The organism is Brevundimonas sp. Leaf363, assembly GCF_001424025.1.
GTDB lineage: Bacteria > Pseudomonadota > Alphaproteobacteria > Caulobacterales > Caulobacteraceae > Brevundimonas.
This window is the reverse complement of sequence record NZ_LMPZ01000002.1, coordinates 1541383-1564472: the sequence shown is the minus strand read 5'-3', so window position 1 is coordinate 1564472 and position 23090 is coordinate 1541383. Positions and strand designations below refer to the sequence as shown.

Genomic DNA, 23090 nt, shown 5'->3' with positions numbered 1-23090 from the left:
AACGTCGAGCTGATCACGCCCATCGCCATGGAAGAGAAGCTGCGCTTCGCCATCCGTGAAGGCGGCCGCACCGTCGGCGCCGGCGTCGTGGCCAAGATCATCGCCTAACGGCGACGGTCCGACCTGAACAGCAGAGCCCCCGCCGGAGCGATCCGGCGGGGGCTTTTGTTTGGGTTATTCCTCGCCCAATCCCACGTGACACGGTTCTTCCAACGCCATACGTTCGGCCAACCGCCGGGGAGCGGCGAGGGAGGATTCTCATGAAGGTGCATATGCTTGGGCTAGCCGGGATGCTGGCGCTGACGCTGGCTGGCTGCGGTAACGGCGGCGACGCCGCCACCGATCCCGCCGCGGCAGAGGCGCCCGTCGCCGCAACCGGCCCGGTGCTAAGCGGCGAGGGACTTGTGATCGGGTCGGACACGATCGCCTTCGGCTCGCCGGCCGCCGCTGCCGTCCAGGCGGTCACCGCCGCCATGGGGTCAGAGCCTGTCCAGACGGCCAATGCCGACTGCCCGACCGGCGCGACTGAGGACTTTGCGTGGGGGGACAAGCTGGCGATCCTGACCCGCGACGGCGCCTTCATCGGCTGGCACAGCAGCCAGGCCGGTCCGGCCACCGCATCGGGCGTTCGCACCGGCGATACCCGCACCAAGGCGGAAACTGCGCCCGGCTTCGAGATGATGGAGTCGCAGTTTGAACAGCCGATGTTCGGCGTCGATGGCGTTTATGGTTTCCTGAACGCGGACAGCCAGTCGATCGGCGTCCTGTATGCCGGCGACACCTGTATCGCGAGCTGATCGAGGCGGGCAGGGCGGTCGCGGCCCACGTCGCGACCGCCCTGTTCACCACGTTCCACGCCTGACGCGCGACGCCGCTTGCGCGGAACCGAATGGTCGGGCCTAGGTTCTGAAGTCCGTCGTTAGGATTTTGGTAACCTTCATGTTCCGCGCGCTTCGCATCGGCCTTTTCATCGGCACCGTCATCGGCATGAGCGCCTGCGCGCCGGCTTACGACGCCGCGGGTCGTCAGACGTCAGGTGCCTACGGATCGATCGAGGCCGGCCAGCATTAATGCAGCAACGAAGCCGTGGCGCTTAGGCGCATCGTGCCCTAATATCGCCTTGCGGACGCCGCCTGTCGCGCCGCGCTGCGGGTTCTCCCCCCCTCGATGTTGCTCATCGCTATCGTCGTCGTAGTGCTTCTCGTACTGCTGAACGGCATGTTCGCCATGACCGAGCTTGCGGTCGTGTCTTCCCGGAAATCAAAACTGCAAAGCCGCGCCGAGCGCGGTGATCGGGGCGCGCGTACGGCGCTGCGCCTGGCGGAAGACCCCAATCAGTTCCTGTCGGCCGTCCAGGTCGGCATCACCCTGATCGGCATTCTGGCCGGCGCCTACGGTCAGGCCGCCATCGCCGGCGAACTGACCCGCATGATCGAGACAGCCTTCCCGGCGACCGCCGCCTATGCGGAGGTTGCGGCGACGGGCGTGGTCGTCGTCCTGATCACCTATGTGTCGCTGATCGTCGGCGAGCTGGTGCCCAAGCGTCTAGCCTTGATATTCCCCGAGACCATCGCCTCCAAGATGGCCGCGCCGATCTCGACCATGGCGCTGGTCATGAAGCCGTTCGTCCTGCTGCTGACCGCCTCCACCTCCGGCATCCTCAAGGTGATGGGCGTGAAGGACCGCGACGGTTCGGACGTCACGCAGGAAGAGGTGCAAACCATCCTCGCCGAAGGCACTTCCGCCGGGCTGATCGAGCCGGAAGAGCAGGTGATGATCGAGGAAATCCTGCGCCTGGGCGACCGCCCGATCCGCGTCGCCATGACGCCGCGCCACGAGGTCTTCTGGATCGCCCTGGATGATCCGGAGAAGCAGCTGCGCGAGGAAATCCGCACCTGCCCCTATTCCCGCATAGTCGTGGCCCGCGAGAACGATGTCGATAATCCGCTGGGCGTCGTCCACAAGAAGGACCTGCTGGACAGCTTGCTGACCACCGGCAAGCTGGAGGTCGAGACCCTGGTCCAGACCCCGGCCTTCATTCCTCAGTCGACGTCCGTGCTGAAAGCGCTGGAGATCCTGAAGTCGTCGAAGGTCCACATGGCCTTCCTGGTCGACGAGTTCGGCGCCTTCGAAGGCGTCTTCACCGCCACCGACCTGCTGGAGATGATCGCCGGCGACTTCGACGAGGGACACGACGAGGGCGTGGCCATGATCCGCAAGCGCGACGACGGCACCTGGGCCGTCGATGGGCAGACCGATCTGGACGAACTGGCCGACACCCTGGGTGAGGATTTCGGCGATCAGGAGGGCTTCCACACGGTGGCGGGCCTGGTGCTGCACCATCTGTCACGCGTGCCGAACGAGGGCGAGGTGCTGCAGCTGGGTCGTTTTGAAGTCGAAGTCATCGACATGGACGACCGCCGCATCGACAAGCTGCTGTTCCGGACCATCGTCAAGGCCGGCTCCGAGGCCGAGGACGGAGCCGACGCGGCGACCGACTGAGGTTTCCGGGCTTGAAATGGCTGGCCCCGTGGGGCATAGCCCCCCGTCTGGCGATCGAGACGCGCTGCTGGTCCGCCCGCAGCGCGCTTCTGTATTGTCTAGGAGTTTAGCTCAGCTGGTAGAGCACCGGTCTCCAAAACCGGGGGTCGTGGGTTCGAATCCCCCAACTCCTGCCATTTTCCCCCTGTCGCCGCGGGTTGGGCCTCCCCATCTGGGGCGACAGGGATTGAACGATTGAAGAGACGCTGAGCATGGCCAAGGCCAAGACCCCCGGCGGTCGCCGCACCTCCGGACCCCAAAGCGCCCCTGTCGGCGCCGCGACGGTCACGGTCGACCAGCCTTCGCCGAAGAAGCGCACTTCGCCCGCCCAATTCTTCAGCCAGGTTCAGGCTGAGTTCCGGAAGATCAACTGGCCCAGCCGCAAGGAGACCTGGATCACTTCGGTGATGGTCTTCATCATGGTGATTGTGGCCGCGACCTTCTTCTGGATCGTGGACGCGGCGCTGGGCGTGGCCTTCCGCTACATCGTCGCTTTCGGCAGCTAAGGAGCCGATCCATGACCGACACCGCCGCACCCGTCGCCGCCAATCCCCGTCACAAGTGGTACATCGTCCACGCCTACTCGAACTTCGAGAAGAAGGTGGCCCAGCAGCTGCGCGATCAAGCCAAGCAGCAGGGTCTGGACGAGAACTTCTCCGAAATCCTGGTCCCGACCGAGGACGTCGTCGAGATCCGCCGCGGTCGCAAGGTGAACTCCGAGCGCAAATTCTTCCCCGGCTATGTGCTGGTGAAGATGGAGATGACCGACGAGGCGTATCACCTGGTCAAGAACACGCCGAAGGTCACCGGCTTCCTGGGCGCCGCGGGCGGCACCAAGCCGCTGCCGGTCTCGGAGCGTGAAGTTCAGCAGATCATCGGCGCCGTGGAAGAGGGCGTCGAGCGTCCGAAGCCCCGCATCCGCTTCGACATCGGCGAGAAGGTCAAGGTCATCGACGGCCCGTTCGCCAGCTTCGACGGGTCGGTCGAGAGCGTCGACGAGGACAACGCCCGCCTGCGCGTCGCCGTCTCCATCTTCGGCCGCGCCACGCCGGTCGAGCTTGAGTACGCCCAGGTCGAGAAGGTCGCCGCTTAAGGCGCGCTCTCTGGCCTAAATGACGGCGGCCTTCGGGCCGCCGTTGTCTTTTTGGCGCGCCTCCGCTATACGCGCGCCTCCCTCGCAAGGGGGTAAATCCGTGGGAGGCAGCCATGCCGCACCACGGCTCATCCGTTCCGACTGATTTCGGAGCTTCATAGGAGAGACCAATGGCCAAGAAGATTCTCGGCTACATCAAGCTGCAGGTGCCCGCGGGCTCCGCGACGCCTTCGCCCCCGATCGGCCCGGCCCTGGGTCAGCGCGGCGTGAACATCATGGGCTTCGTCAAGGAGTTCAACGCGCGCACCGAGAAGGAAGTCAAAGGCACGCCCCTGCCGACCGTGATCACGGTCTATCAGGACAAGAGCTTCACCTTCGTCACCAAGACCCCGCCTGCCACGCACTATCTGAAGCAGGCCGCCGGCATCACCTCGGGCTCCAAGCTGGTCGGACGCGAAACCGCCGGCAAGGTCACCCGCACCCAGGTGCGGGAGATCGCCGAGAAGAAGATGAAGGATCTGAACGCCAACGACCTGGACGCCGCGTCCAAGATCATCGAAGGCTCCGCCCGCGCGATGGGCCTAGACGTGGTGGAGGGCTAAGCACATGGCCAAGCAAACCAAGGCTCAAAAGGCCCGCACCGGCGACACCCTGACCCTGATGGGCGTTTCGGACGCCATCGCCGCCGTCAAGGCGAACGCCACCGCCAAGTTCGACGAGTCCATCGAGATCGCCGTCAACCTGGGCGTCGACCCGCGTCACGCCGACCAGCAGGTCCGTGGCGTGGTCAACCTGCCGTCCGGCACCGGCCGTGACGTGCGCGTCGCCGTCTTCGCCAAGGACGCCAAGGCCGCCGAGGCCCTCGCGGCCGGCGCCGACGTCGTGGGCGCCGAGGACCTGTACGAGAAGATCAACGGCGGCTTCATGGACTTCGACCGCGTCATCGCGTCGCCGGACATGATGGCCCTGGTGGGTCGTCTGGGTAAGGTGCTGGGTCCGCGCGGCCTGATGCCGAACCCGAAGGTCGGCACGGTCACGCCGAACGTCGGCCAGGCGGTCAAGGACGCCAAGGGCGGCGCCGTCGAGTTCCGCGTCGAGAAGGCCGGCATCGCGCACGGCGGCATCGGCAAGGCCTCGTTCACGCAGGAAGCCCTGGAGGCCAACGTGAAGGCCTATCTGGACGCTCTGAACCGCTCCAAGCCGTCGGGCGCCAAGGGAACCTATGTGAAGCGCATCACCCTGTCCTCGACGATGGGCCCGGGCTTCAAGATCGACCCGGCCACCGTCGGCTGATCGCCCAAACGCCTGAAACGACGACGGCCCCGGAGAGCGATCTCCGGGGCCGTTTTCGTTTGTTCAGTAGGCGGCGGTGAAGCGCGCGCGGCTGTGCTTCGGCCGTTCCAGCTCGTCGACCATCGCGATAGCGTAGTCGGAGAAGCCGATGCGGCTTTCGCCCTTGTCGTCCACCACCAACTGATCGCCGCCGGTACGGAAGCGGCCGAGGCGCGGCGTCTCCTCGATCACGGCGGCGGGGGAGAAGAAGGTCCAGTCGATCTGGTGTTCCGAGCGCAGGTCTTCGAGGAAGGCTATCCCGTCCTGGGCGAGCGCTTTCCATTCCTCGGGAAACTCGGGCGTGTCGATCAGGCGAACGCCGGGCGCGACCTCAAGGCTGGCCGCTCCGCCGGTCACCAGCAGGCGCGGAACCCCTGCCACCTTCAGCGCCGACAGAAGGGTGACGGCGGGCACGTCGAAATGAAGGGCGCTGATGACCGCGTCCGATCCGCGAATCTGTTCGGCCAAGGCTGCGGCGTCGGATGCGTCGCCTTGGGTCGGCGTTATCCCGTCACCGGTCGGAATCGCCTCGGGCTTGCGAGCGATGGCGGTGACGACGTGACCGCGGGCGGCGAGCTCCCGCGTGATTTCTGAACCGGCGCGGCCGCTGGCGCCCAAGACGGTGACATGCATGAAGAGCTCCTTTGGTATCTGATCGATACCAAGTGTGCTATCCATACCGAATGCACAAGAAGCCACCAGAACCTCAGCAGGTCACCGTGACGATACCGCCCGGCCCGTCACGTGCGCCCGACGTCTTCGCCGCCCAGTGCCCCACGCGGCAGATGCTGGACCGCATTGGCGACAAGTGGACGGTGCTGGTTGTGCAGACCCTGGATGGCGGGCCGGTGCGGTTCAGCGCCCTCAAGCGGCGGATCGACGGGATTTCTCAGAAGATGTTGGCCCAGACACTGCGGCTCCTGGAGCGCGACGGCCTGGTTGCTCGGCGCGTGGCGCCCACCACGCCGGTGACGGTCGATTACGCGCTGACGCCGCTGGGGCGCACGCTTGTCGGGGCGCTGACGCCGCTGATCACATGGTCGGAGAGTCAGATGGACGCGGTCATCGCGGCCCGTCAGGCATTCGATGCTCGCCCGCCGGCCGGTTGGGTCTGAAAGCTCACAGGTGGCGGCGGGCGCAATGAAGAGCGGCTTATTGCAGGATGGAGCGCACCCGTAGATTGTGAGGCTGCGGGCTCGCGGGGCGGGAGGGAATGATGCGGTTTATCGGCATACTGCTGGCGGTTGCGCTGGCGTTCGGGGCGGCGACGGCGGCGCGCGCCGACGATGACGCGGCGCGGCGTCTCGCCCTGGCGCGAGAGTTCGTGGAACTGTCGCAGGGCGAGAACCTGGAGAAGCAGATCCGCGAATCGGCAGAGGCGCAACTTGGCCGCGCGCCGGGTCTGACGGAGGAACAGAACGCCTGGATGCGGGAGACCGGGACGGACATTCTGACGCGACTGGTGGTCGGCATGATCGATGACGTGATCCAGATCGTGGCCGAAACCTACACGCTGGAGGAACTGCAGGCGCAGGTGGACTTCTACAGGTCGCCCATCGGGCGATCGATCGCCAGCAAGTCGTTCGACATGGGGGTCCGGCAAGGGCAGGTTCTGGCGCGAATGCAGATGGCGTTCGTCCAGGAGCTGATCGGCAAATACTGCGCCGAGTTTACGTGTCCGGGGGCGGCGACCCCAGGCCCGGCCTTGACCCCGCGCAAGCCCTCCTGACGCGACGAAGGCCTGCGAAATCGAATGACGCCCCGGTCCGGGCGGCCTAGTCGTGGGGTGGAGATCGCATCATGACCCCTTCCCGCCATCTGACCGTCCCGGCCGCTGCCATCGCACTCGTCGCCGCCGTGGTGACGGGGTGCGATAGGCCTGCATCTGTTGAAGGAAAGGCGCCTGTCGTGGCGCCGGCGAGCGGTCCAGCGGCGTTCACCTATGAGGAGCCGGACGATATCTCAGGCTACTACCTGCCGGCGTCGGACGCTGAAGCGGGCGGCTACGTGCTAGACCACGTCTTTCTGGGTCAGCCGGCCGAGTTTGAGGCGTGGCAGGCCGGTACGCGCAGCGCCACCTTCGCGCCGGTGATGCTGGAATTCCAGAACGCGGCGACAACTCAGCGCATAGGCATGGAGGCCGATGGGCCCGGCCGCGGGATACGGGTCCTGCCGACGCGGTATTCGCTTGATGGCGGCCGCGTTCACTTCGAGGGGACTGCCCGGCCGATCGGGCGGGTCGTGTTCGACGGCCGCCTGGATAAGGACGCTCTTGCTTCCGCGAAGCGCAATCTGGGGGGTGCGGAGACGCCGGTTGTGGTCGGTCGATTGAAGGTCGGCGGCGAGGTGGTGGAGAACGTGCGCCTGGCGTGGTTCGGTGGGGATTGAGGTAGATCGCAATCGCCGGGCCGGAAGGCTGGGGGCGAGCACTGACCAGGAAAGCTCAAGCTCGGCCACCCGCACGGCTGCACAGATGCATCGCCTGAGGTTGGCATCCTTCTGAGCCGGCCCGGAAAGACGGGCCAGGAGAAGAAAGGGCGGCGCCATCGACGCCGCCCCCCTGCTGCTTAGTTGACCGTCGCCTTGACGATCTTGCCCGGGGCGCGGGGCGGCTCGCCCTTGGGAAGGGCGTCGACGTTGTCCATGCCTTCGATCACCTCGCCCCAGACCGTGTATTGGCGATCCAGGAAGGTGGCGTCGTCCAGGCAAATGAAGAACTGGCTGTTGGCGCTGTTCGGGTCCGAGGTGCGGGCCATGGAGCAGACGCCGCGCACGTGGCGCTCGGACGAGAATTCCTGCTTCAGGTTCGGCTTCTTGGAGCCCGAGGTGCCGGTTCCGGTCGGGTCGCCGCCCTGGGCCATGAAGCCCGGGATGACGCGGTGGAAGACGACGCCGTTGTAGAAGCCCTCGCTCGCCAGCTCGGTGATACGGGCGACGTGGCCGGGCGCCAGGTCGGGACGCAGCTTGATGACGACGTCTTTGTCGACACCATCGCCGGTGTCGAGGGTGAAGGTCAGGGTTTGATCGGCCATCGGGCGCTCCTCTTCGAATTGGCGCGGGTCATAGCCCGCAAACTCCGTGACGGCTATGTGGGATGCATGAGTAGCGAAGACAAACCCGAAGGGGCCGGTCCCCAGGCGCCCGAGCGCCGTCGCATGGTCCGCCCGCCGTCGGGCGGCGCCGCGGCCGGTCGCGGCATGGGCCAGAAGATGAAGACGGCCGACGACAAGTCGATGTCGAGCCAGCAGTGGATCAAGCGGCAACTCTCGGACAAGTGGTCGGAGCGGGCGCGAGCCGAGGGTTGGCGCAGCCGCGCGGCCTTCAAGCTGATGGAGATCGACGATCGATTCCATCTGATCAAGCCGGGGTGCCGGGTCATCGACTTGGGCGCCGCACCGGGGGGGTGGCTTCAACTCGCGGTCCAGCGGGGCGCGAAGTCCGTGGTCGGCGTCGATTTGCTGATGATCGAGCCGATCGCGGGCGCCGAGATCCTGCAGGCGGACTTCACCCATCCGGGCGTCGACCAACAGATGATGGATTTGCTGGGCGGACCGCCGGATCTGGTGCTGTCGGACATGGCGCACAACACCGTCGGCCATCGGCAGACGGATCACCTGAAGATCATCGCCCTGATCGAGATCGCGGCGGATTTCGCGATCCGAACGTTGCGGCCCGGCGGGAACTTCGTGTCGAAGAACTTTCAGGGGGGAGATGCCGGCGGCGTGTTGGCGCGGTTGAGAGCCGAGTTCGAGACGGTGAAATATGTGAAGCCGGCGTCCAGCCGAAAGGACAGCGCGGAAGTCTTTCTGGTGGCGCTTAACAAGCGGGCGCCGTCGCGGCCGCTGGGCGTCGCGGGCGCCTAACGTACGACCGGCGTCAGGGCCAGGTCGTGGCGGTCCAGCTCTTCCTCGATCTGGAAGTACGCCATGTCGCTGATCTCGCCGTTGGTGCGCAGACGACTGAGAGCGTCGCGCTTGGCTACCAGCACCTCGGCTGTCAGGCGGTCGATTTCCAGTTCGGCGCGTCCGTCGCCCTGGGTTTCTGCCGTCACATGCGCCAGGCGTTCGGTGTAGTCGGCCCGCAGGCGCTTGGCGGCGGCGCTGCGGCGGGGGGCGAGATCGGCCAGGGCTGCTTCGGCGATGGCGCGGCGGGCGGTGCGGATCTCGCTGGGAAGGATGTCATCGTCCCTGGTCTTCACCAGGCGGACGAGCGGACCGAGTGTCAGGCCCTGGACGACCAGCGTTCCCATGACCACGACGAACGCCGACAACTGGACCAGGTCGCGGTTTGGAAAGGCGGCCGGCAAGGCGTAGGCGGCCGCCAGGCTGACCAGACCTCGCATGCCAGCCCAGGCGACGATGAGGCCGTGCTGCGCCTCGGGTGATTGTTCACCGGTCGGCAGGACGGCGCCAAACCAGCGGTTCTTCGCCTGCACGACAAAATGGTACGTCATGACCCACACCAGCCGCGCAATGACGACAACGGCCAGGATGGCGAGGGCGAAGACCGCATACCGCTCTTGTTCGCCAGCCGACAGCTCACGCCACAGAGGCCCGACCTGCAGACCCACCAGCGCGAAGGCGACGGCGTTCAGGCCGAAGACGACCGTCTCCCACACCGCATAGGATGGCGCGCGAACGGTCGCCTCAACCCGACGAGCGCTGACGCGAGCGGCCACCATCCCGAAGACGACGATGGCGATGATGGGGGAAACGCCGATTTTCTCCGCTGCGATCCAGACTCCGAAGGCTCCGATGAACTGCAGCAGAATCGCGGTCGGGGCCTCGCGGACGCGTGACGTCACGCGGCCGAGCAGGGCGGCGGCGACCACGCCGAAGGCCAGACTGCCCAGCAGCGTCCAGGCCATCGTCGCCACGAGCGGCCAACCCCACGCCAGCCCGCCGCCGACGGCTGCGACGGCGAACCGATAGATCAACAGGGAGCTGGCGTCGTTGAACAGGCTTTCGCCTTCCAGAATGGTGCGCAGGCGCTGAGGCACCGGCGTGGCCTTGAGGACGGAGGTGGCTGCGGCCGCGTCGGGCGGCGCAACGATGGCCCCCAAGGCGATTGCGGCGGCCCACGGCAGATCAGGCCTCAGCCAGCGTGCGGCGAAGGCCACGGCGACCACCGTCACGCCGACCGCCGCCAAGGTCAGAAAGGCGATCGGCAGGGCGTTGCGCTTCAGGTCTCGTGGCGAACTGTCGTACGCGGCATCGAGCAGAACAGGCGCGATGAACAGGGCCAGCGCCAGATCCGGGTCAAGCCGCAATTCCGGCGCCCAGGGAAAGAACGCCAGCGCAGCCCCGCCCACCGCCAGCAATGGCGGGTAGGGCAGGCGCAGGCGTTGCGCGCCCGCCGAAATGATAACGGCGATGGCCAGAACGGCCAGGATTGCCTCGAAAGCATGCATGCCGAGCAGTCACGTCCGGTTTCCAACTGAACACAAGCGCGCGTCGCCCCTTGCCGTTGCGCACTGCAGCACGATATACGCGGCCCGCAAAACGGAGGCTCCTCATGGAGATTCGCGAAGGGCTCACCTTCGACGATGTTTTGCTAGAACCCGGCCCGTCCGAGATCATGCCCGCTGACGCGGACGTCTCGACGCAGCTGACGCGAGACATCCGACTGAACATCCCGCTGCTGTCGTCCGCGATGGACACGGTGACGGAAAGCCGTCTGGCCATCGCAATGGCCCAGGCCGGCGGCCTGGGCGTGCTTCACCGCAACATGACCATCGAGGAGCAGGCCGATCAGGTCCGCGCCGTGAAGCGTTATGAGAGCGGCATGGTCATCAACCCGGTGACCATCCACCCGGACACGACCCTGGGCCAGGTTCGCGAGATCGTGGCGCGCAAGAAGATTTCGGGCTTCCCCGTCATCGACCCGGCGACCGGACGTCTGGTCGGCATGCTGACCAATCGCGACATGCGTTTCGACACGGACCCGAGCCGCAAGGCGTCCGAGCTGATGACCACCGGCGTCCTTTATACCGTGCGCGAAGGCGCCGGGCGCGAGGAGGCGAGGGCCATCCTGCGCGACAAGAAGGTCGAGCGGGTCATCGTGGTGGACGAGAACTATCGGGCCGTTGGCCTGATCACCATGAAGGACATCGAGAAGGCCCAGGCTTTCCCGCACGCGGCCAAGGACGACCAGGGCCGCCTGCTGGTCGGAGCGGCCTCGACCGTTGGCGACAGCGGCTTTGAGCGCGGCATGGCCCTGGCCGAGGCCGGCGCCGATGTGGTGGTGATCGACACCGCCCACGGCCATTCGCGGTCGGTGGCCCAGGTGGTCGAGCGCATCAAGCGCGAGTCGAACCGCATCCAGATCATCGCCGGCAACGTCGCCACCTATGACGCGGCGCGGGCCCTGATCGACGCAGGCGCGGACGCTGTGAAGGTCGGCATCGGCCCGGGCAGCATTTGCACCACCCGCATTGTCGCGGGCGTCGGCGTGCCGCAACTGACCGCGGTCGTCGACGCGGCGCGGGCGGGAAAGGAAAGCGGTGTGCCGGTCATCGCCGACGGCGGCATCAAATACTCGGGCGACCTCGCCAAGGCCATCGCGGCAGGCGCCAGCGTGGCCATGATGGGTTCGATGTTCGCCGGCACGGACGAGAGCCCGGGCGAGGTCTTCCTGTACCAAGGCCGGTCCTACAAGTCGTACCGCGGCATGGGCTCGGTTGGTGCGATGGGGGCGGGCTCCGCCGATCGCTACTTCCAGAAGGAGGTCGAGACCCAGAAGCTGGTGCCCGAGGGCATCGAGGGTCAGACGCCGTACAAGGGGCCGATCGCGCCGGTGCTGCATCAGCTGGTCGGCGGGCTGCGTGCGTCGATGGGTTACGTCGGCGCCGGCACGATCGAACAGTTCCAGGACCGGGCCCGGTTCGTGCGCATCACCGGCGCCGGTCTGCGTGAGAGCCATGTTCACGACGTGATGATCACGCGTGAAGCGCCGAACTACAGGCAGGGTTGATGACGACCGAACTGACTTATCTGGCTGCGACGCTGATCCTCGCCATCGTGCAGATCTTCCTGCCGGCGACCGGGCGCACCCTGTCATTCGGATCGAAGTGGAACGCCGGACCTCGCGACGGCGCGATGCCGCCGGTCGGGCCGATCACGGGGCGGCTGGAGCGGGCGCAGGCCAATCTGTACGAAACCCTGCCGCTGTTCATTGGCGCGGTGCTGATCGCCCATGTGACGGGCGAGGATGGCGCGCTGACCCTGTGGGGTTCGGCGCTCTATTTCTGGGCCCGCCTGGCCTATGTGCCGCTCTATGCCTTCGGCGTGACGGGCGTGCGCTCCGTCGCCTTCCTGGCCAGCCTGATCGGCCTTCTGCTGATCATCGCCGCCCTGTTCGTTTGATCGAGGTTCAGTGACCCCATCCGCCCGCCTCGCCGCCGCCGCCTCGGTCCTGGACTCCATCGCCCAAGGCCGCCAACCGGCCGAGGCCGTGCTCAAGACCTGGGGCAGCGAGAACCGCTACGCCGGGTCCAAGGATCGCCGGGCGGTGGCCGACCGCGTCTACCGCGTCCTGCGCGCGCGCGGCCGGCTGGTCTGGGCCATGGGCGGACGCGAGGACGGGCGAGCGCTGGTGATTGGTAGCCTGAGCCTGATCGACGGACTGTCGCTGGAAGAGATCGAGGCGCTGCACTCTGGCGATGGGTATGGGCCCAAGCCCCTGTCGAAGCAGGAGCGTGCGCGCATCACGACCACGACCGGCGAGTTGCCGGGCTGGGTCGCCGCAGGCTTGCCCGAGTTCGTGATGGAGGACTTCAAGGCGACGTTCGGCGACCGTTGGGCCGCCGAGGCGCAAGCCCTGATGGTCCCGCGCGCGCCCATCGATCTGCGCGTCAACACGGCCAAGGCGACCGTGGCCGAGGTCGAGGCGGAACTGCGTGAGGCGGGTCTGTCGCCCGAACGGACGCCGTGGTCCTCGGTCGGGCTGCGCCTGGCCAGCGAGCCCCCGCCCAACGTCCAGGCGCTGGAGGCCTTCAAGGCGGGGAGCATCGAGATCCAGGACGAGGGCAGCCAGATCGTCTGCTGGCTGGCGGGCGTGACGCCCGGCATGACGGTGGTGGACTATTGCGCCGGCGGCGGCGGCAAGACGCTCGGTCTCGCCGCGCAGATGACGCCTGAAAAAACTGCAGGCGCGGAGGTCGCTGAGGCGCCCGCCAAGGTCTGGACGCCGACCGGCGAGGCCGAACCCGCCCCGGTGCGCAAGGCGGCCCCGACCGCGAACGAAGGCCGGCTCGTCGCTTACGACGTGGTGCAAAAGCGTCTGGACAACATCAAGCCTCGCTTGCAACGCGCCGGCGTGGCCGCGGAACTGCATCAGCTTGGCCCCAACGGCGGCGGCGTCGAGGAGATGGTCGGTCAGGCCGACGTGGTCCTGGTCGATGCGCCCTGCACCGGCTCCGGCACCTGGCGGCGGCGGCCCGAGGACGCCTGGCGGCTGAAGCCCGAGGACGTCGACCGGATGCACACACTGCAGAAGGCCATCGTCACGCGAGCGGCCAAGCTGGTGAAGCCGGGCGGACGGCTGGTCTATGTCACCTGCTCGATGCTGACGGCCGAGAACGAGGCGACGGTGGACGCCTTCGAGGAGGATCACCCCCACTTCGTCCCCGTGCCGATCGCTGAGGCGGCGCAGGTCGCCGGACTGACCGAGACTGGACGCGAAAAGCTGACAGAGCTGGCGCATGGCCACCGCATCCGCCTGTCGCCCGCGGCGGCCGGCACCGACGGCTTCTTCGCCGCCGTCTATGAGCGGCTGGCGTGAGCGGCGACTGGAGACTGGATCGCTACGGCGACGTCACGGTTCTCCACGTCATGGCCGCGCCGGCGGAGTACGGCGAACATCTGCGGGCCCGCATCCGGCCGCTGATGACCGGCATCGGCCCGGTCGAGGCGGCGATCAGTCTGGCGGCCGTGCTGGCCCGGCTGGAGACAGCCGACAGTCTGCCCGACGTCGTCGTGTCACTGGGCTCGTGCGGCTCGCGAGTGTTGGAGCATGCGACCGTCTATCAGGCATCGTCGGTCGGTTATCGCGACATGGACGCCAGCCCGCTGGGCTTCCCGAGAGGCATCACGCCGCTGCTGGACCTGCCCGCCATCCTGCCCCTACCGTGCCCCATTCCCGGCGTGCCGACCGCCACCCTGTCGACGGGCGGAAGCGTGGTCTCTGGCGCCGCCTATGACGCCATCGACGCCGATATGGTGGACATGGAGACCTTTGCCCTGCTGCGTGCGGCCCAGACCTTCGGCCTGCCCATGATCGCCCTGCGCGGCGTGTCGGACGGCCGGGCCGAGCTGAAGGCGCTGGAGGACTGGACCTCGACGCTGCATCATGTGGACCGGAACCTTGCAGACGCGCTGGATGCGCTGATCACGGTTCTGGCCAAGCGGGGTCTATCCGCGCTTGAAGATGCGGAGAGCCTCCGCCAAGTCCCCGCCCAATCGCTCGCCCCGGATACGCCATGACCGCACCAACCGATCACCAGAAGGTCCTGATCGTCGACTTCGGCAGCCAGGTGACCCAGCTGATCGCGCGCCGCCTGCGCGAGGCCAGCGTCTATTGCGAGATTCACCCCTACGCCAAGGCCGAGGCGGCCATGGCGGCGATGACGCCGGCGGCCATCATCCTGTCCGGCGGGCCGGAGAGTGTGCACGAAGAAGGCAGCCCCCGTGCGCCGCAAGGCGTGTTCGAGGCGGGCGTGCCGGTGCTAGGCATCTGCTACGGCGAGATGACCATGTGCGAGCAACTGGGCGGCAAGGTCGAGGGCGGCCACACCCGCGAGTTTGGGCGCGCCGAGATCACCGTCGAAAAGGCCTCGCCCCTGTTGGCGGGCCTGGCGCCGGTCGGTGAAGACGAGACGGTCTGGATGAGTCACGGCGACAAGATCGTGGCCATTCCGGAAGGCTTCGACGTCGTAGCCTCCTCGTCCGGCTCCCCCTATGCGGTGATCGCCGATGAGAAGAGGCGCTTCTACGGCGTTCAATTTCATCCGGAAGTTATGCACACGCCGCGCGGCCACCAGATGCTGAAGAACTTCACCCATGGCATCGCCGGGTTGAAGGGCGACTGGACCATGGCCGCCTATCGCGAAGAGAAGATCGCCCAGATCCGCGAGCAGGTCGGGTCGGCCAAGGTGATCTGCGGCCTGTCGGGCGGGGTGGACTCGTCGGTCGCGGCGGTGCTGATCCACGAGGCCATCGGCGACCAGCTGACCTGCGTGTTCGTGGACACCGGACTGTTGCGCAAGGATGAGGCGACGCAGGTCACCCAGCTCTTCCGAGAGCACTACAACATCCCCTTGATTCATGTTGATGCGTCGAAGGAATTCCTCGGCGAGCTGGCCGGTCAGGCGGACCCTGAGACCAAGCGCAAGACCATCGGACGCGTCTTCATCGAGGTATTCGACCGCGAGGCGAACAAGATCGAAGGCGCCGAATTCCTCGCCCAGGGCACCCTCTACCCGGACGTGATCGAGAGCGTGTCGTCGTCCAGCGGCAAGGCCCACGTCATCAAGAGCCACCACAACGTCGGCGGCCTGCCCGACTACATGAAGCTGAAGCTGGTCGAGCCGCTGCGTGAGCTGTTCAAGGACGAGGTTCGCGCCCTGGGTCGCGAGCTGGGGCTGACCGACGCCTTCGTCGGCCGCCACCCCTTCCCGGGACCGGGCCTGGCCATCCGCATCCCCGGCGAGATCACGCCCGAAGCCGTCGAGACCCTGCAACAAGCCGACGCCATCTACCTTGAGGAAATCCGCAACGCCGGCCTCTACGACGACATCTGGCAGGCCTTTGCCGTGCTGCTGCCGGTCAAGACCGTCGGCGTCATGGGCGACGCCCGCACCTACGAGAAGGTGCTGGCCCTGCGCGCCGTGTCGTCCACCGACGGCATGACGGCCGACTTCTATCAATTTCCTTGGGATATGCTGGGCCGCACCGCGACCCGCATCATTAACGAGGTGCGGGGCGTGAACCGCGTCGTCTATGACGTGACGTCCAAGCCGCCCGGCACCATCGAGTGGGAGTGAAGGGACCGGTCCACGTCGATCCGGCGAAGGTGCGGCCGTTCGAGACGGCGCAGGCCTTCTACGACTGGCTGGGCGCGCATCACGACCGCGAGGACGAGGTCTGGATCAAGATCCACAAACTGTCTTCAGGCCTGCCGTCGATCACGCCGAAGGAAGCCATCGACGTGGTCCTGTGCTGGGGCTGGATCGACGGGATCAAGAAGAGCTTCGACGAGCGGAGCTATCTGCAGCGCTACACGCCGCGCCGGCCGCGCAGCATCTGGAGCCAGATCAATGTCGGTAACGTCGCCCGGCTGATTGCTGAAGGGCGAATGACCGAACACGGCCTGCGCGAGGTCGAGGCGGCGAAAGCCGACGGGCGCTGGGCCAAGGCCTATGGCAGCGGCAAGGGGATGGCGATCCCAGCCGACCTGCAGGCCGCCATCGATGCGGAGCCGGCGGCCAAGGCCATGCTGGCGACCCTGAGCGAGCAGAACCGCTTCGCCCTGGCGTTTCGCACCCACAACATGAAGACCGAGGCGGGGCGGGCGAAGAAGATCGCGACCTTCGTCGAAATGCTGAAGCGCGGGGAAACGATCTATCCTCAGAAGACGAAGTGAGCGCGTCCCATCGCTATTCGCGCAGCCTAATGACATGGCCGACGGCCGGATCGCTGCGACCATCGGCAAGGCCCCGAATCACGCCGGAGGCGGCGTCAAATCCGCAGCTCTCGCTGATGTGGATCCAAGGGCGCTCCGCATCCACCACGCGCTCGTAGAAGGCGCGCTGTTCGGCGAAGAAGCGTTCGTAGAAACCGCGCAGCGTGCCGTGCTCGCGGTGCTGGTCCAGCACGGTGGCGGCGAAGAAGAAGACCGGCGGCGGGCCGGGCAGGGCCTTGTCGATGGTAAAGCCGTCGATCTGGGTCGCCCCGACCAGGCAATCATAGGTGAGATCCGCGCCTAGGTGCTCGTGTATTCGGGCGCGCAATCCGGGGTCGCCTGACAGGTCCAGATAGACGGTCGGGACGCCGGTCGGCAGTTGCTCGATCTGTTCATAGTCGAAGACGGCGGCGTAGGCGCCCAGGCTCTCGACGAAGGATCGGTTGCGTTTGCCGGTGACGCCGAGGACCTCGACGTCGTCGCCCAGCATCGCCCAGGCCGAGCCGTAGGCGGTCTTGCTCGACGCGCTGGAGACGACGACGCGTCCGGCGCCGAAGAAGCCGTTGTCGCGCAGGAACTCGACCGCCGTGTAGGAGGTGACGAACAGCGGCCGGAAGATCGCTTCGGCCGGCTCCAGCGCCGCCGAATAGTTGGCGTCGGCGGCGCACAGGACATACCGATTGTAGATGTCGGGCACGGCCGTGCGCCACGGCGACAGATCGGCGAAGCCGCCACGCGAGACCTTGCCGGCCTGGATGCGCAGCGTATCGGCGATAGGGAAGTATCCGAAGATCCGCGCCCCGACCTCGATCCCCTCGGCCCGGCTCTCGCGCACATCGGCGAAGCCCCAGACGGGCATCAGGCCGTGGTCGTCGCGCCCGGTCGGGAAGACCTTCCAGTAGCCGATGGCGTCGCCGAAGGCTGCATATGTGATGTTGTTGGTGGTCAGCGAGAACAGGTCCAGCGCCAGGATGACCTCGCCGTCCTGCAGCGGCCCGGCGTCGGGGACGGCGTCGATGACGGTCGCCCCCAGATCGGACTTCAGCGTCATCAGGCGGCGGACGTCACTCATGGCGACAGCGTAGCCTAAAACGACGGGCGGCCGTCAACCTCGACAGGTATCGCTGCGCGCGGCTAGAGGCGGCGCATGATCACCCTGTACGGCATCCCCAACTGCGACACGGTAAAGAAGGCGCGCGTCTGGCTGGATCAGCACGGCGTGGCCCACGCCTTCCATGACTACAAGAAGGGCGGCGTCGAGCGGGCGTGGCTGGAGCGCTGGGTGGCCGAGCACGGCTGGGAGACCGTGCTGAACCGCGCCGGCACAACCTTCCGAGCGCTGCCGGATGCCGACAAGGCGGATCTGAGTGCGGACAAGGCCATCACATTGATGCTGGCCCAGCCGTCGATGATCAAACGTCCGGTGCTGGACCTGGGCGACCGGACATTGGTGGGCTTCAAGCCGCCGATCTACGAGGCGGCGTTCGCTTGAGGCGGTCCCGAAAGAGTTGCGGCAGGACGACCTGCCCGCCTCTGCTCGCTGACGCTCGCTGTCTCCGCCCAAGGGGGAGAGCGTCCCGCGCCTATCCTTCGACGTTTACGTCCGGCCGATCATGCCCGTCGGCGCGTTCGGTGATCCATTCGCCGCCGGCGGTCTCGTAGGAGATCCACGACGTCTGATCCGGCACGCGCTGTTCGTGCGCGGCGGCCACAGCGGCGGCGCGGGCGGCGTCGTGGGTGGGGAAGGTTTCGGAGAAGGTGCCGCTGGACTGATAGGCCCAGCCGCCATCGTGCTCGACGATCTTGTAAGTCAGGTCGGCCATCGCTTTGCTCCTCGGCGTGTGCAGCCAAGCTAGGGTGCGCGCCGGGCGATGCAAGGTGGTGCACGAGGGCGCCAGGCCAAGATTTGGTAAGCGATCGCATCCGATACCGGCTGCGGCGACGACTACGGGATGAAGATGGGCGTCTGGCCCGTCATGGAGACGACGATGGAAGACCTGTTCCGATCCTACTGGTGGCTGATCTTTCCGCTCTTCGGACTGGCGATGGGCGGCTGGCACAGCTTCGCCCAGTTCCGAAACCAGCAGAAGAAGCTGGATATCATCAAGGCATACGCCATGCGCGGGGAGCAGCCGCCTACGGCCTTGCTGGAGAGCCTGGGTCGCAGCGATGCCGCTGAGTACGGCAGCGGAAAGCCCACGAACTACTGGTCGCTGGTAGGTCTGTTCGGGGTGTTGACGGCGGGCTTCGCCTACATGGCCTATTCCACGGTGGTCGCGGGCGGCGACTTCGCCTTCGGCGTGGTCGCGATGGTCATGGGGGCCGTGACTGTGTGGGCTGCGATCTGCGCCCTGATGCAACGCCGCGAGCGTCAGTGAGTCTGAAGTCGGCCGGGGGGCGGTCCGCTGCGCGATCTTTCGACAGACGCCGAGCTGGTGCGCCGCGCGTGCCGTGGCTCGGACGCGGCCTTCGCCGCGCTGGTCCAGCGGCATCAAGGCACCGTTCGAACCTTCCTGCGGCGTGCAACGGGATCAGGCTGGGCCGAGGCGGACGATCTGGCGCAGGAGACGTTTCTCGTCGCCTGGCGCGCGTTGCGGTCGCTCAGGGATCCGGCAGGATTCCGCACGTGGCTGATGGGCGTCGCGTGGAAGCGATCGCAGGACCGCACGCGCTCGGCGCTGAGGGGCGCGGCGCGGGATATGGCGTGGATGGAAGGGCAGGAAAGCGCCAGGGGCGTGTCGGCCGAGGACCGGATTTCGCTGGACGCCGCCATGGCCGACCTTCCACCCGATGTGCGGGCCTGTGTGGCGCTGTGTCTGGCGCAGGACTGGTCGAACGCCGAGGCGGCGCAGGCGCTGGGCTTGCCTCTGGGCACGGTGAAGTCGCATGTTGCGCGTGGACGGGCGCGGTTGCTGAAGGCGCTCGGAGGGTCCGATGACGCCTGACGACATTCTCAGCACCTATCTGAAGGCCGACACGGCGCCGGCTCGCGATCTCGTCTTCGAGGCGACGGTGGCCGAGCGGATCGCGCGGCGGCGGGCCGTCGCATCGGTGGCAGCGCTGGCGCCGTGGTGCGCGGCCGCTGCGGTCGGCCTGTGGGGGCTGCGACCCGTTCTTCCGATGCTGGATGCCATCGACGGCAATCTGAGTGTGGTGGCCAGCGTTCTGGCGGCCGCCGGGCTTTCGGCTCTCGGACTGGTCACGGTCATCCGGCAGGCCACGCGCGGCTGATCCGCAGCCTTACGAAAGTTTCATGCTGCCTGGCGCATCCGCCAGCGTGTTCGCGCGCCTCTTGTCTGCATGAGGCCGGGACATCACGCTCCGGCACACGGAAAACGAAGGGGAGCTTTCCCAATGGACATCACGCCTATCCTGGTCGTCGGCATCATCTTTGGATCGATCGTCGCCATCATCCTCGGCCCCGGCTACCTGAAGTCGCGCGAGCGCCGCGAGACTCAGGCCACGGTTCGCGCGGCCATCGACAAGGGCCAACCCCTGCCGCCCGAAGTCATCGACGCCCTAACCCGCGACGTGAAGAAGAACCTGCCGTCCCGCACCCGTGACATCCGCCAGGGCATTATCTGGCTGGCCGTCGCGATCGGCATGGCGGCGTTCAGCCTGGTGACCGGCGAAGGCTTCCAAGGCGACGACTGGCACATGGCCGCCGGCAGCGGCCTGCTGGGCCTGGCCTGCATTCCGGCTACCGTCGGCCTGGCCTTCATCGTCCTGAGCTTCTTCAACAAGAACAAGGACTGAGCCCGGGCTGACCGGGGGAACAGCCGATGGCTCAACCACTACACGCCATGCATGACGTCGAGCTCGCCGCCCTCGCGGCGGCGGGTGGACGACGCGAGTTCGGCGAACTGGTCCGGCGTCACGGCTCCGCCGTGCGGGGGCTGCTTCGCCGGATGGGCGCCGAGCCGGCCCTGGCCGACGACGTCGCGCAGGACGCCTTCCTTCAGGCCTTTGAAAAGTGCTCGGAGTTTCGCGGAGACGGTCCTTTCGCGGGCTGGCTGAAGCGGATCGCGGCGCGCCTCTATCTGAAACGTCGCGCCAAGGAGGCTCGCTATGTTGCCGAGCTCGAAAGCGAAGAAGTCGCTGCGCCCGTCGACAGCCAGACCCGCATGGATCTGGACGAGGCGCTGAAGGCGCTCAGCGAGATCGAGCGCCTGTGCGTATCGCTCTGTCACGGCGCGGGCCTGTCACACCCGGAAATCGCGGCGGCCACAAACCTGCCGCTCGGAACGGTCAAGTCTCATGTCAAACGTGGTCTGGATAAACTCCGTGCCCGGCTTCAGCCTGGCTCGGTCGAGCAGGGGAGGGCGACCTATGTCGGCTGATGAATTCGATCCCTTCGTCGAACGACTGTACAGCCACGCGCCGAGCCTGCCGGACGCGGAGCTGTTCGCAGCTCAGGTGCAGACCAAGCTGGCCGCCAGCTCGCGCGTGCGGACGATCGCTCTCAGCCTGGCCGGCGTTGTCGGCGGCGTCATCGCCGTGCGCGAGAGTTTGGGAATGAACTTTCACTTTGCCCAGGACGCCGAGGCGCATCGCGTCAGCCAGGGCGTCGAATCGGCGTCGGCCGCCATTCAAGGCACGGTGCAGTCCGGTCTGGATCAGTGGGGCCTGTCGTCCATCTCGCTTGGATCGATGGGCGGCGTTCAGCTATTCTGGGTCACCGCCGCCGCCGTGGTGGCCATCCTGGCCGCAGGCGTCGTGAGGCTGTCGCAGGAGGGCTGATGTCCAGCCAGAAGCAGGAAACCGTCCGCCGCATCGCCGCGCCGGGCATCCGGGCCCGCAAGGGCGGCGATCCCATCGTTTGCCTGACGGCCTACGACGCGCCGACGGCGGCGATCCTGGACGATCACTGCGACCTGCTGCTGGTCGGAGACAGCGTCGGCATGGTCGTCCACGGCTTGCCCAACACCGTGGGTGTGACGCTTGAGATGATGATCCTGCACGGACAGGCCGTGATGCGTGGCTCCAGGCGCGCCATGGTCGTCGTGGACATGCCCTTCGGAAGCTACGAGGGCGGTAAGGAGCAGGCCTATCAGAACTGCGCCCGCGTCATGAAGGAGACGGGCGCCCAGGGCGTGAAGCTGGAGAGCGGTCCGACGGTCGCCGAGACCATCGCCTATCTGGTCCAGCGCGGCATTCCGGTCATGGGCCATGTCGGCCTGCGTCCGCAGGCCGTGCTGACGGACGGGGCGTTCAAGGCCAAGGGGCGGACGGACGAGGAGCGACTGCGCGTTCTGGCCGAGGCCGAGGCGACCTCAGACGCCGGCGCCTTCGCCGTGGTCGTCGAGGGCGTGGCCGAATCGCTGGCGCGCGAGATCACCGAGGTCATCGACAAGCCGACCATCGGTATAGGGGCCTCTTCGTCCTGCGACGGACAGATCCTGGTGACGCCCGACATGCTGGGCCTGTTCGACTGGACGCCCAAGTTCGTGCGCCGGTATGCCGATCTGCGGGGCGAGACGACGCGCGCCGTCGCGGACTATGCCGCCGACGTAAAGAGCCGCCGTTTTCCTGCCGAAGTCGAAACCTACTTCTCCAAAAAGCCGGCGTGACGCCCGTGCCGCGCGTTGCGGGGCGGACGGCGACCCTCTAGGGTCCGCCGGCTCGATACTGGGCTGGTCCGATACCGGGCAATTTGGGGCGACGTTTCCGTGGTTGATGTCTTCGAGCAGGTCGAGGAGGAGCTTCGCTCCGAGCGCTACAAGCGCCTTGCCCGCACCGCGCTGCCTGTTGTCGGCGGCATTCTGCTGATCGCTCTGATCGCCGCCCTGGCCTGGTGGGGCTGGGACTCGATGCAGAACGGCAAGGCCGACAAGGCGTCCGAAGCCTATGATCGCGGCATGGAGGCCTTGCAGTCCAACAATGTCGCCGGCGCCAAGGCGGCGTTTGAGGAGTCCGCCAAAGTGGGCAACGGCGCCTATCGCTCGCTGGCTCTGCAGCAACAGGCCGGACTGGCCGTGACCGCGAACAACATTCCCGAGGCCATCCGTCTGTTCGACGAAGCCGCCAAGGCCGCGCCCAGCCCGATCATCGGCGATGTGGCCAGCCTGAAGGCCGCCTGGCTGGCGATGGACACCGCGCCGCTGGCCGATGTCGAGAAGCGCCTGGAGCCCCTGGTCAAGGAAGGCCGCCCGATCCGGGCCTTTGCCCAGCACGCGCTGGCCATGGCCCGTCTGCAGCACGGCAAAACCACCGAAGCGCGCGAGATCTTCGTCCAGCTGCAACTGGGTCAGGACGTGCCCGACAACATTCGTCAGCAGGCCCAGGCCGCGATCGAAATGATCGACAACAAGACGACGGGCGCCTTGCCGCCGATCGTCGCCGCCGCAGCCGCCCTGCCGCCGCCGGCCGCCGCGCCGGCCCAGACCCCCGGTTCGGCCGCAGCGCCCGCGCCGGCCGCCCAACCCGCCCAGTGATCGCCTTCAAG

The 23090-nt window shown here is 67.0% G+C and carries 32 protein-coding genes and 1 tRNA gene; 28 read left to right on the top strand and 5 right to left on the bottom strand.

Annotated elements, in window-relative coordinates; all coding sequences use genetic code 11:
- The 9 genes from ASG17_RS15220 to rplA all read left to right on the top strand — a co-directional run.
- A partial coding sequence (locus tag ASG17_RS15220; protein ID WP_156367807.1) for a hypothetical protein occupies window positions 1-108 on the top strand: 108 nt, incomplete at its 5' end.
- Window positions 109-260: 152 nt separating this feature from the next.
- Entirely contained in the window at window positions 261-797 is a 537-nt protein-coding gene (locus ASG17_RS10925) for a hypothetical protein (protein WP_156367806.1), read from the top strand.
- Window positions 798-939: 142 nt separating this feature from the next.
- Window positions 940-1071, top strand: coding sequence for a hypothetical protein (locus ASG17_RS15950; protein WP_255354020.1), 132 nt, complete (start codon window positions 940-942; stop codon window positions 1069-1071).
- A 96-nt stretch (window positions 1072-1167) separates the two neighbouring features.
- Window positions 1168-2502 carry a hemolysin family protein gene (locus ASG17_RS10920; RefSeq protein WP_056102997.1) on the top strand — a complete coding sequence of 445 codons (1335 nt, stop codon included), beginning with the start codon at window positions 1168-1170 and terminating at the stop codon, window positions 2500-2502.
- Window positions 2503-2602: 100 nt separating this feature from the next.
- Window positions 2603-2678 (top strand) — tRNA-Trp (locus ASG17_RS10915).
- A gap of 75 nt (window positions 2679-2753) precedes the next feature.
- Window positions 2754-3047 (top strand): preprotein translocase subunit SecE, encoded by a 294-nt coding sequence (gene secE / locus ASG17_RS10910; protein ID WP_056102994.1) that lies wholly within the window; start codon window positions 2754-2756, stop codon window positions 3045-3047.
- An 11-nt stretch (window positions 3048-3058) separates the two neighbouring features.
- Window positions 3059-3634, top strand: coding sequence for a transcription termination/antitermination protein NusG (gene nusG, locus ASG17_RS10905; protein ID WP_056102991.1), 576 nt, complete (start codon window positions 3059-3061; stop codon window positions 3632-3634).
- Between the two features lie 170 nt (window positions 3635-3804).
- Window positions 3805-4236: a 50S ribosomal protein L11 gene (gene rplK / locus ASG17_RS10900; RefSeq protein WP_056102988.1), complete on the top strand. Its 432-nt coding sequence runs from the start codon at window positions 3805-3807 to the stop codon at window positions 4234-4236.
- A 4-nt stretch (window positions 4237-4240) separates the two neighbouring features.
- On the top strand, window positions 4241-4927 hold the full coding sequence (rplA, locus tag ASG17_RS10895; RefSeq protein ID WP_056102985.1) for a 50S ribosomal protein L1: 687 nt from the start codon (window positions 4241-4243) through the stop codon (window positions 4925-4927).
- Window positions 4928-4990: 63 nt separating this feature from the next.
- On the opposite strand, the gene ASG17_RS10890 is transcribed toward rplA, so the two are convergent.
- On the bottom strand, window positions 4991-5599 hold the full coding sequence (locus tag ASG17_RS10890) for an NAD(P)-dependent oxidoreductase (RefSeq protein ID WP_056102982.1): 609 nt from the start codon (window positions 5597-5599) through the stop codon (window positions 4991-4993).
- Window positions 5600-5685: 86 nt separating this feature from the next.
- On the opposite strand from ASG17_RS10890, the gene ASG17_RS10885 reads away from it, so the two are divergent.
- The 3 genes from ASG17_RS10885 to ASG17_RS10875 all read left to right on the top strand — a co-directional run bounded on the left by ASG17_RS10885 (window position 5686) and on the right by ASG17_RS10875 (window position 7354).
- A complete protein-coding gene (locus ASG17_RS10885; protein ID WP_235560411.1) occupies window positions 5686-6081 on the top strand; it encodes a helix-turn-helix domain-containing protein in 396 nt (131 codons plus the stop codon).
- Window positions 6082-6182: 101 nt separating this feature from the next.
- Entirely contained in the window at window positions 6183-6695 is a 513-nt protein-coding gene (locus tag ASG17_RS10880) for a DUF2059 domain-containing protein (protein ID WP_162238789.1), read from the top strand.
- Window positions 6696-6766: 71 nt separating this feature from the next.
- Window positions 6767-7354 (top strand): hypothetical protein, encoded by a 588-nt coding sequence (locus ASG17_RS10875; protein WP_156367805.1) that lies wholly within the window; start codon window positions 6767-6769, stop codon window positions 7352-7354.
- Between the two features lie 179 nt (window positions 7355-7533).
- Here ASG17_RS10875 and ASG17_RS10870 read toward each other — a convergent pair whose 3' ends face one another.
- Window positions 7534-7998, bottom strand: a complete 465-nt coding sequence (locus ASG17_RS10870) for a peptidylprolyl isomerase (RefSeq protein ID WP_056102969.1) — start codon at window positions 7996-7998, stop codon at window positions 7534-7536.
- Between the two features lie 66 nt (window positions 7999-8064).
- Between ASG17_RS10870 and ASG17_RS10865 the strand changes: the two genes are divergently transcribed.
- Entirely contained in the window at window positions 8065-8829 is a 765-nt protein-coding gene (locus ASG17_RS10865) for an RlmE family RNA methyltransferase (RefSeq protein WP_056102966.1), read from the top strand.
- On the opposite strand, the gene ASG17_RS10860 is transcribed toward ASG17_RS10865, so the two are convergent.
- Window positions 8826-10376, bottom strand: a complete 1551-nt coding sequence (locus ASG17_RS10860) for a sodium:proton antiporter (protein ID WP_056102962.1) — start codon at window positions 10374-10376, stop codon at window positions 8826-8828. The two genes, ASG17_RS10865 and ASG17_RS10860, sit on opposite strands and share 4 nt — an antisense overlap.
- A 104-nt stretch (window positions 10377-10480) precedes the next feature.
- Here ASG17_RS10860 and guaB point away from each other — a divergent pair, with 104 nt between their 5' ends.
- From guaB to ASG17_RS10830, 6 genes are read left to right on the top strand one after another with little or no spacing between them, the layout of a single operon-like run.
- A complete protein-coding gene (gene guaB, locus ASG17_RS10855; protein ID WP_056102958.1) occupies window positions 10481-11938 on the top strand; it encodes an IMP dehydrogenase in 1458 nt (485 codons plus the stop codon).
- Entirely contained in the window at window positions 11938-12330 is a 393-nt protein-coding gene (locus ASG17_RS10850; protein WP_056102954.1) for an MAPEG family protein, read from the top strand. Before guaB ends, ASG17_RS10850 begins: the two co-directional genes overlap by 1 nt.
- A 10-nt stretch (window positions 12331-12340) precedes the next feature.
- On the top strand, window positions 12341-13747 hold the full coding sequence (locus tag ASG17_RS10845; RefSeq protein ID WP_056102951.1) for an RsmB/NOP family class I SAM-dependent RNA methyltransferase: 1407 nt from the start codon (window positions 12341-12343) through the stop codon (window positions 13745-13747).
- On the top strand, window positions 13744-14448 hold the full coding sequence (locus ASG17_RS10840; protein ID WP_235560410.1) for a 5'-methylthioadenosine/S-adenosylhomocysteine nucleosidase: 705 nt from the start codon (window positions 13744-13746) through the stop codon (window positions 14446-14448). The genes ASG17_RS10845 and ASG17_RS10840 overlap by 4 nt, the downstream gene beginning before the upstream one ends.
- Window positions 14445-16007, top strand: coding sequence for a glutamine-hydrolyzing GMP synthase (guaA, locus tag ASG17_RS10835; RefSeq protein WP_056102948.1), 1563 nt, complete (start codon window positions 14445-14447; stop codon window positions 16005-16007). Before ASG17_RS10840 ends, guaA begins: the two co-directional genes overlap by 4 nt.
- The gene (locus tag ASG17_RS10830; RefSeq protein WP_056102945.1) at window positions 16004-16606 is read left to right on the top strand and encodes a YdeI family protein; all 603 of its coding nucleotides are present in this window, start codon (window positions 16004-16006) and stop codon (window positions 16604-16606) included. Before guaA ends, ASG17_RS10830 begins: the two co-directional genes overlap by 4 nt.
- 13 nt (window positions 16607-16619) lie before the next feature.
- On the opposite strand, the gene ASG17_RS10825 is transcribed toward ASG17_RS10830, so the two are convergent.
- On the bottom strand, window positions 16620-17717 hold the full coding sequence (locus ASG17_RS10825; RefSeq protein WP_056102941.1) for a DUF2855 family protein: 1098 nt from the start codon (window positions 17715-17717) through the stop codon (window positions 16620-16622).
- 75 nt (window positions 17718-17792) lie between these two features.
- Here ASG17_RS10825 and ASG17_RS10820 point away from each other — a divergent pair, with 75 nt between their 5' ends.
- Window positions 17793-18137, top strand: a complete 345-nt coding sequence (locus ASG17_RS10820; protein WP_056102938.1) for an arsenate reductase — start codon at window positions 17793-17795, stop codon at window positions 18135-18137.
- Window positions 18138-18228: 91 nt separating this feature from the next.
- Here the strand turns inward: ASG17_RS10820 and ASG17_RS10815 are convergent, their stop codons facing one another.
- Window positions 18229-18468, bottom strand: coding sequence for a DUF2188 domain-containing protein (locus ASG17_RS10815; RefSeq protein ID WP_056102935.1), 240 nt, complete (start codon window positions 18466-18468; stop codon window positions 18229-18231).
- Between the two features lie 135 nt (window positions 18469-18603).
- On the opposite strand from ASG17_RS10815, the gene ASG17_RS10810 reads away from it, so the two are divergent.
- The 8 genes from ASG17_RS10810 (at window position 18604) to ASG17_RS10775 (ending at window position 23079) form a co-directional block, all read left to right on the top strand.
- Window positions 18604-19023, top strand: a complete 420-nt coding sequence (locus ASG17_RS10810; protein WP_156367804.1) for a hypothetical protein — start codon at window positions 18604-18606, stop codon at window positions 19021-19023.
- A 57-nt stretch (window positions 19024-19080) separates the two neighbouring features.
- The gene (locus tag ASG17_RS10805; RefSeq protein ID WP_235560409.1) at window positions 19081-19590 is read left to right on the top strand and encodes an RNA polymerase sigma factor; all 510 of its coding nucleotides are present in this window, start codon (window positions 19081-19083) and stop codon (window positions 19588-19590) included.
- The gene (locus ASG17_RS10800) at window positions 19580-19876 is read left to right on the top strand and encodes a hypothetical protein (RefSeq protein WP_056102927.1); all 297 of its coding nucleotides are present in this window, start codon (window positions 19580-19582) and stop codon (window positions 19874-19876) included. The genes ASG17_RS10805 and ASG17_RS10800 overlap by 11 nt, the downstream gene beginning before the upstream one ends.
- A gap of 123 nt (window positions 19877-19999) precedes the next feature.
- Window positions 20000-20401, top strand: coding sequence for a DUF6249 domain-containing protein (locus ASG17_RS10795; RefSeq protein WP_056102923.1), 402 nt, complete (start codon window positions 20000-20002; stop codon window positions 20399-20401).
- 26 nt (window positions 20402-20427) lie between these two features.
- Window positions 20428-20985: an RNA polymerase sigma factor gene (locus tag ASG17_RS10790; RefSeq protein WP_056102920.1), complete on the top strand. Its 558-nt coding sequence runs from the start codon at window positions 20428-20430 to the stop codon at window positions 20983-20985.
- Window positions 20975-21385 (top strand): hypothetical protein, encoded by a 411-nt coding sequence (locus ASG17_RS10785; RefSeq protein WP_056102918.1) that lies wholly within the window; start codon window positions 20975-20977, stop codon window positions 21383-21385. Before ASG17_RS10790 ends, ASG17_RS10785 begins: the two co-directional genes overlap by 11 nt.
- Window positions 21385-22215: a 3-methyl-2-oxobutanoate hydroxymethyltransferase gene (gene panB / locus ASG17_RS10780; protein ID WP_056102915.1), complete on the top strand. Its 831-nt coding sequence runs from the start codon at window positions 21385-21387 to the stop codon at window positions 22213-22215. Before ASG17_RS10785 ends, panB begins: the two co-directional genes overlap by 1 nt.
- Window positions 22216-22314: 99 nt before the next feature.
- Window positions 22315-23079, top strand: coding sequence for a tetratricopeptide repeat protein (locus ASG17_RS10775; protein ID WP_056102913.1), 765 nt, complete (start codon window positions 22315-22317; stop codon window positions 23077-23079).
- The last annotated feature ends 11 nt before the right edge of the window (window positions 23080-23090 follow it).

Excerpts from the sequence above, each read along its gene's own strand:
- ASG17_RS10925 (WP_156367806.1), top strand. The coding sequence starts at position 261 with ATGAAGGTGCATATGCTTGGGCTAGCCGGGATGCTGGCGCTGACGCTG.
- ASG17_RS15950 (WP_255354020.1), top strand. The coding sequence starts at position 940 with ATGTTCCGCGCGCTTCGCATCGGCCTTTTCATCGGCACCGTCATCGGC.
- ASG17_RS10920 (WP_056102997.1), top strand. The coding sequence starts at position 1,168 with ATGTTGCTCATCGCTATCGTCGTCGTAGTGCTTCTCGTACTGCTGAAC.
- secE (WP_056102994.1), top strand. The coding sequence starts at position 2,754 with ATGGCCAAGGCCAAGACCCCCGGCGGTCGCCGCACCTCCGGACCCCAA.
- nusG (WP_056102991.1), top strand. The coding sequence starts at position 3,059 with ATGACCGACACCGCCGCACCCGTCGCCGCCAATCCCCGTCACAAGTGG.
- rplK (WP_056102988.1), top strand. The coding sequence starts at position 3,805 with ATGGCCAAGAAGATTCTCGGCTACATCAAGCTGCAGGTGCCCGCGGGC.
- rplA (WP_056102985.1), top strand. The coding sequence starts at position 4,241 with ATGGCCAAGCAAACCAAGGCTCAAAAGGCCCGCACCGGCGACACCCTG.
- ASG17_RS10890 (WP_056102982.1), bottom strand. The coding sequence starts at position 5,599 with ATGCATGTCACCGTCTTGGGCGCCAGCGGCCGCGCCGGTTCAGAAATC.
- ASG17_RS10880 (WP_162238789.1), top strand. The coding sequence starts at position 6,183 with ATGCGGTTTATCGGCATACTGCTGGCGGTTGCGCTGGCGTTCGGGGCG.
- ASG17_RS10875 (WP_156367805.1), top strand. The coding sequence starts at position 6,767 with ATGACCCCTTCCCGCCATCTGACCGTCCCGGCCGCTGCCATCGCACTC.
- ASG17_RS10870 (WP_056102969.1), bottom strand. The coding sequence starts at position 7,998 with ATGGCCGATCAAACCCTGACCTTCACCCTCGACACCGGCGATGGTGTC.
- ASG17_RS10865 (WP_056102966.1), top strand. The coding sequence starts at position 8,065 with ATGAGTAGCGAAGACAAACCCGAAGGGGCCGGTCCCCAGGCGCCCGAG.
- ASG17_RS10860 (WP_056102962.1), bottom strand. The coding sequence starts at position 10,376 with ATGCATGCTTTCGAGGCAATCCTGGCCGTTCTGGCCATCGCCGTTATC.
- guaB (WP_056102958.1), top strand. The coding sequence starts at position 10,481 with ATGGAGATTCGCGAAGGGCTCACCTTCGACGATGTTTTGCTAGAACCC.
- ASG17_RS10850 (WP_056102954.1), top strand. The coding sequence starts at position 11,938 with ATGACGACCGAACTGACTTATCTGGCTGCGACGCTGATCCTCGCCATC.
- guaA (WP_056102948.1), top strand. The coding sequence starts at position 14,445 with ATGACCGCACCAACCGATCACCAGAAGGTCCTGATCGTCGACTTCGGC.
- ASG17_RS10825 (WP_056102941.1), bottom strand. The coding sequence starts at position 17,717 with ATGAGTGACGTCCGCCGCCTGATGACGCTGAAGTCCGATCTGGGGGCG.
- ASG17_RS10820 (WP_056102938.1), top strand. The coding sequence starts at position 17,793 with ATGATCACCCTGTACGGCATCCCCAACTGCGACACGGTAAAGAAGGCG.
- ASG17_RS10815 (WP_056102935.1), bottom strand. The coding sequence starts at position 18,468 with ATGGCCGACCTGACTTACAAGATCGTCGAGCACGATGGCGGCTGGGCC.
- ASG17_RS10810 (WP_156367804.1), top strand. The coding sequence starts at position 18,604 with ATGGGCGTCTGGCCCGTCATGGAGACGACGATGGAAGACCTGTTCCGA.
- ASG17_RS10800 (WP_056102927.1), top strand. The coding sequence starts at position 19,580 with ATGACGCCTGACGACATTCTCAGCACCTATCTGAAGGCCGACACGGCG.
- ASG17_RS10795 (WP_056102923.1), top strand. The coding sequence starts at position 20,000 with ATGGACATCACGCCTATCCTGGTCGTCGGCATCATCTTTGGATCGATC.
- ASG17_RS10790 (WP_056102920.1), top strand. The coding sequence starts at position 20,428 with ATGGCTCAACCACTACACGCCATGCATGACGTCGAGCTCGCCGCCCTC.
- ASG17_RS10785 (WP_056102918.1), top strand. The coding sequence starts at position 20,975 with ATGTCGGCTGATGAATTCGATCCCTTCGTCGAACGACTGTACAGCCAC.
- panB (WP_056102915.1), top strand. The coding sequence starts at position 21,385 with ATGTCCAGCCAGAAGCAGGAAACCGTCCGCCGCATCGCCGCGCCGGGC.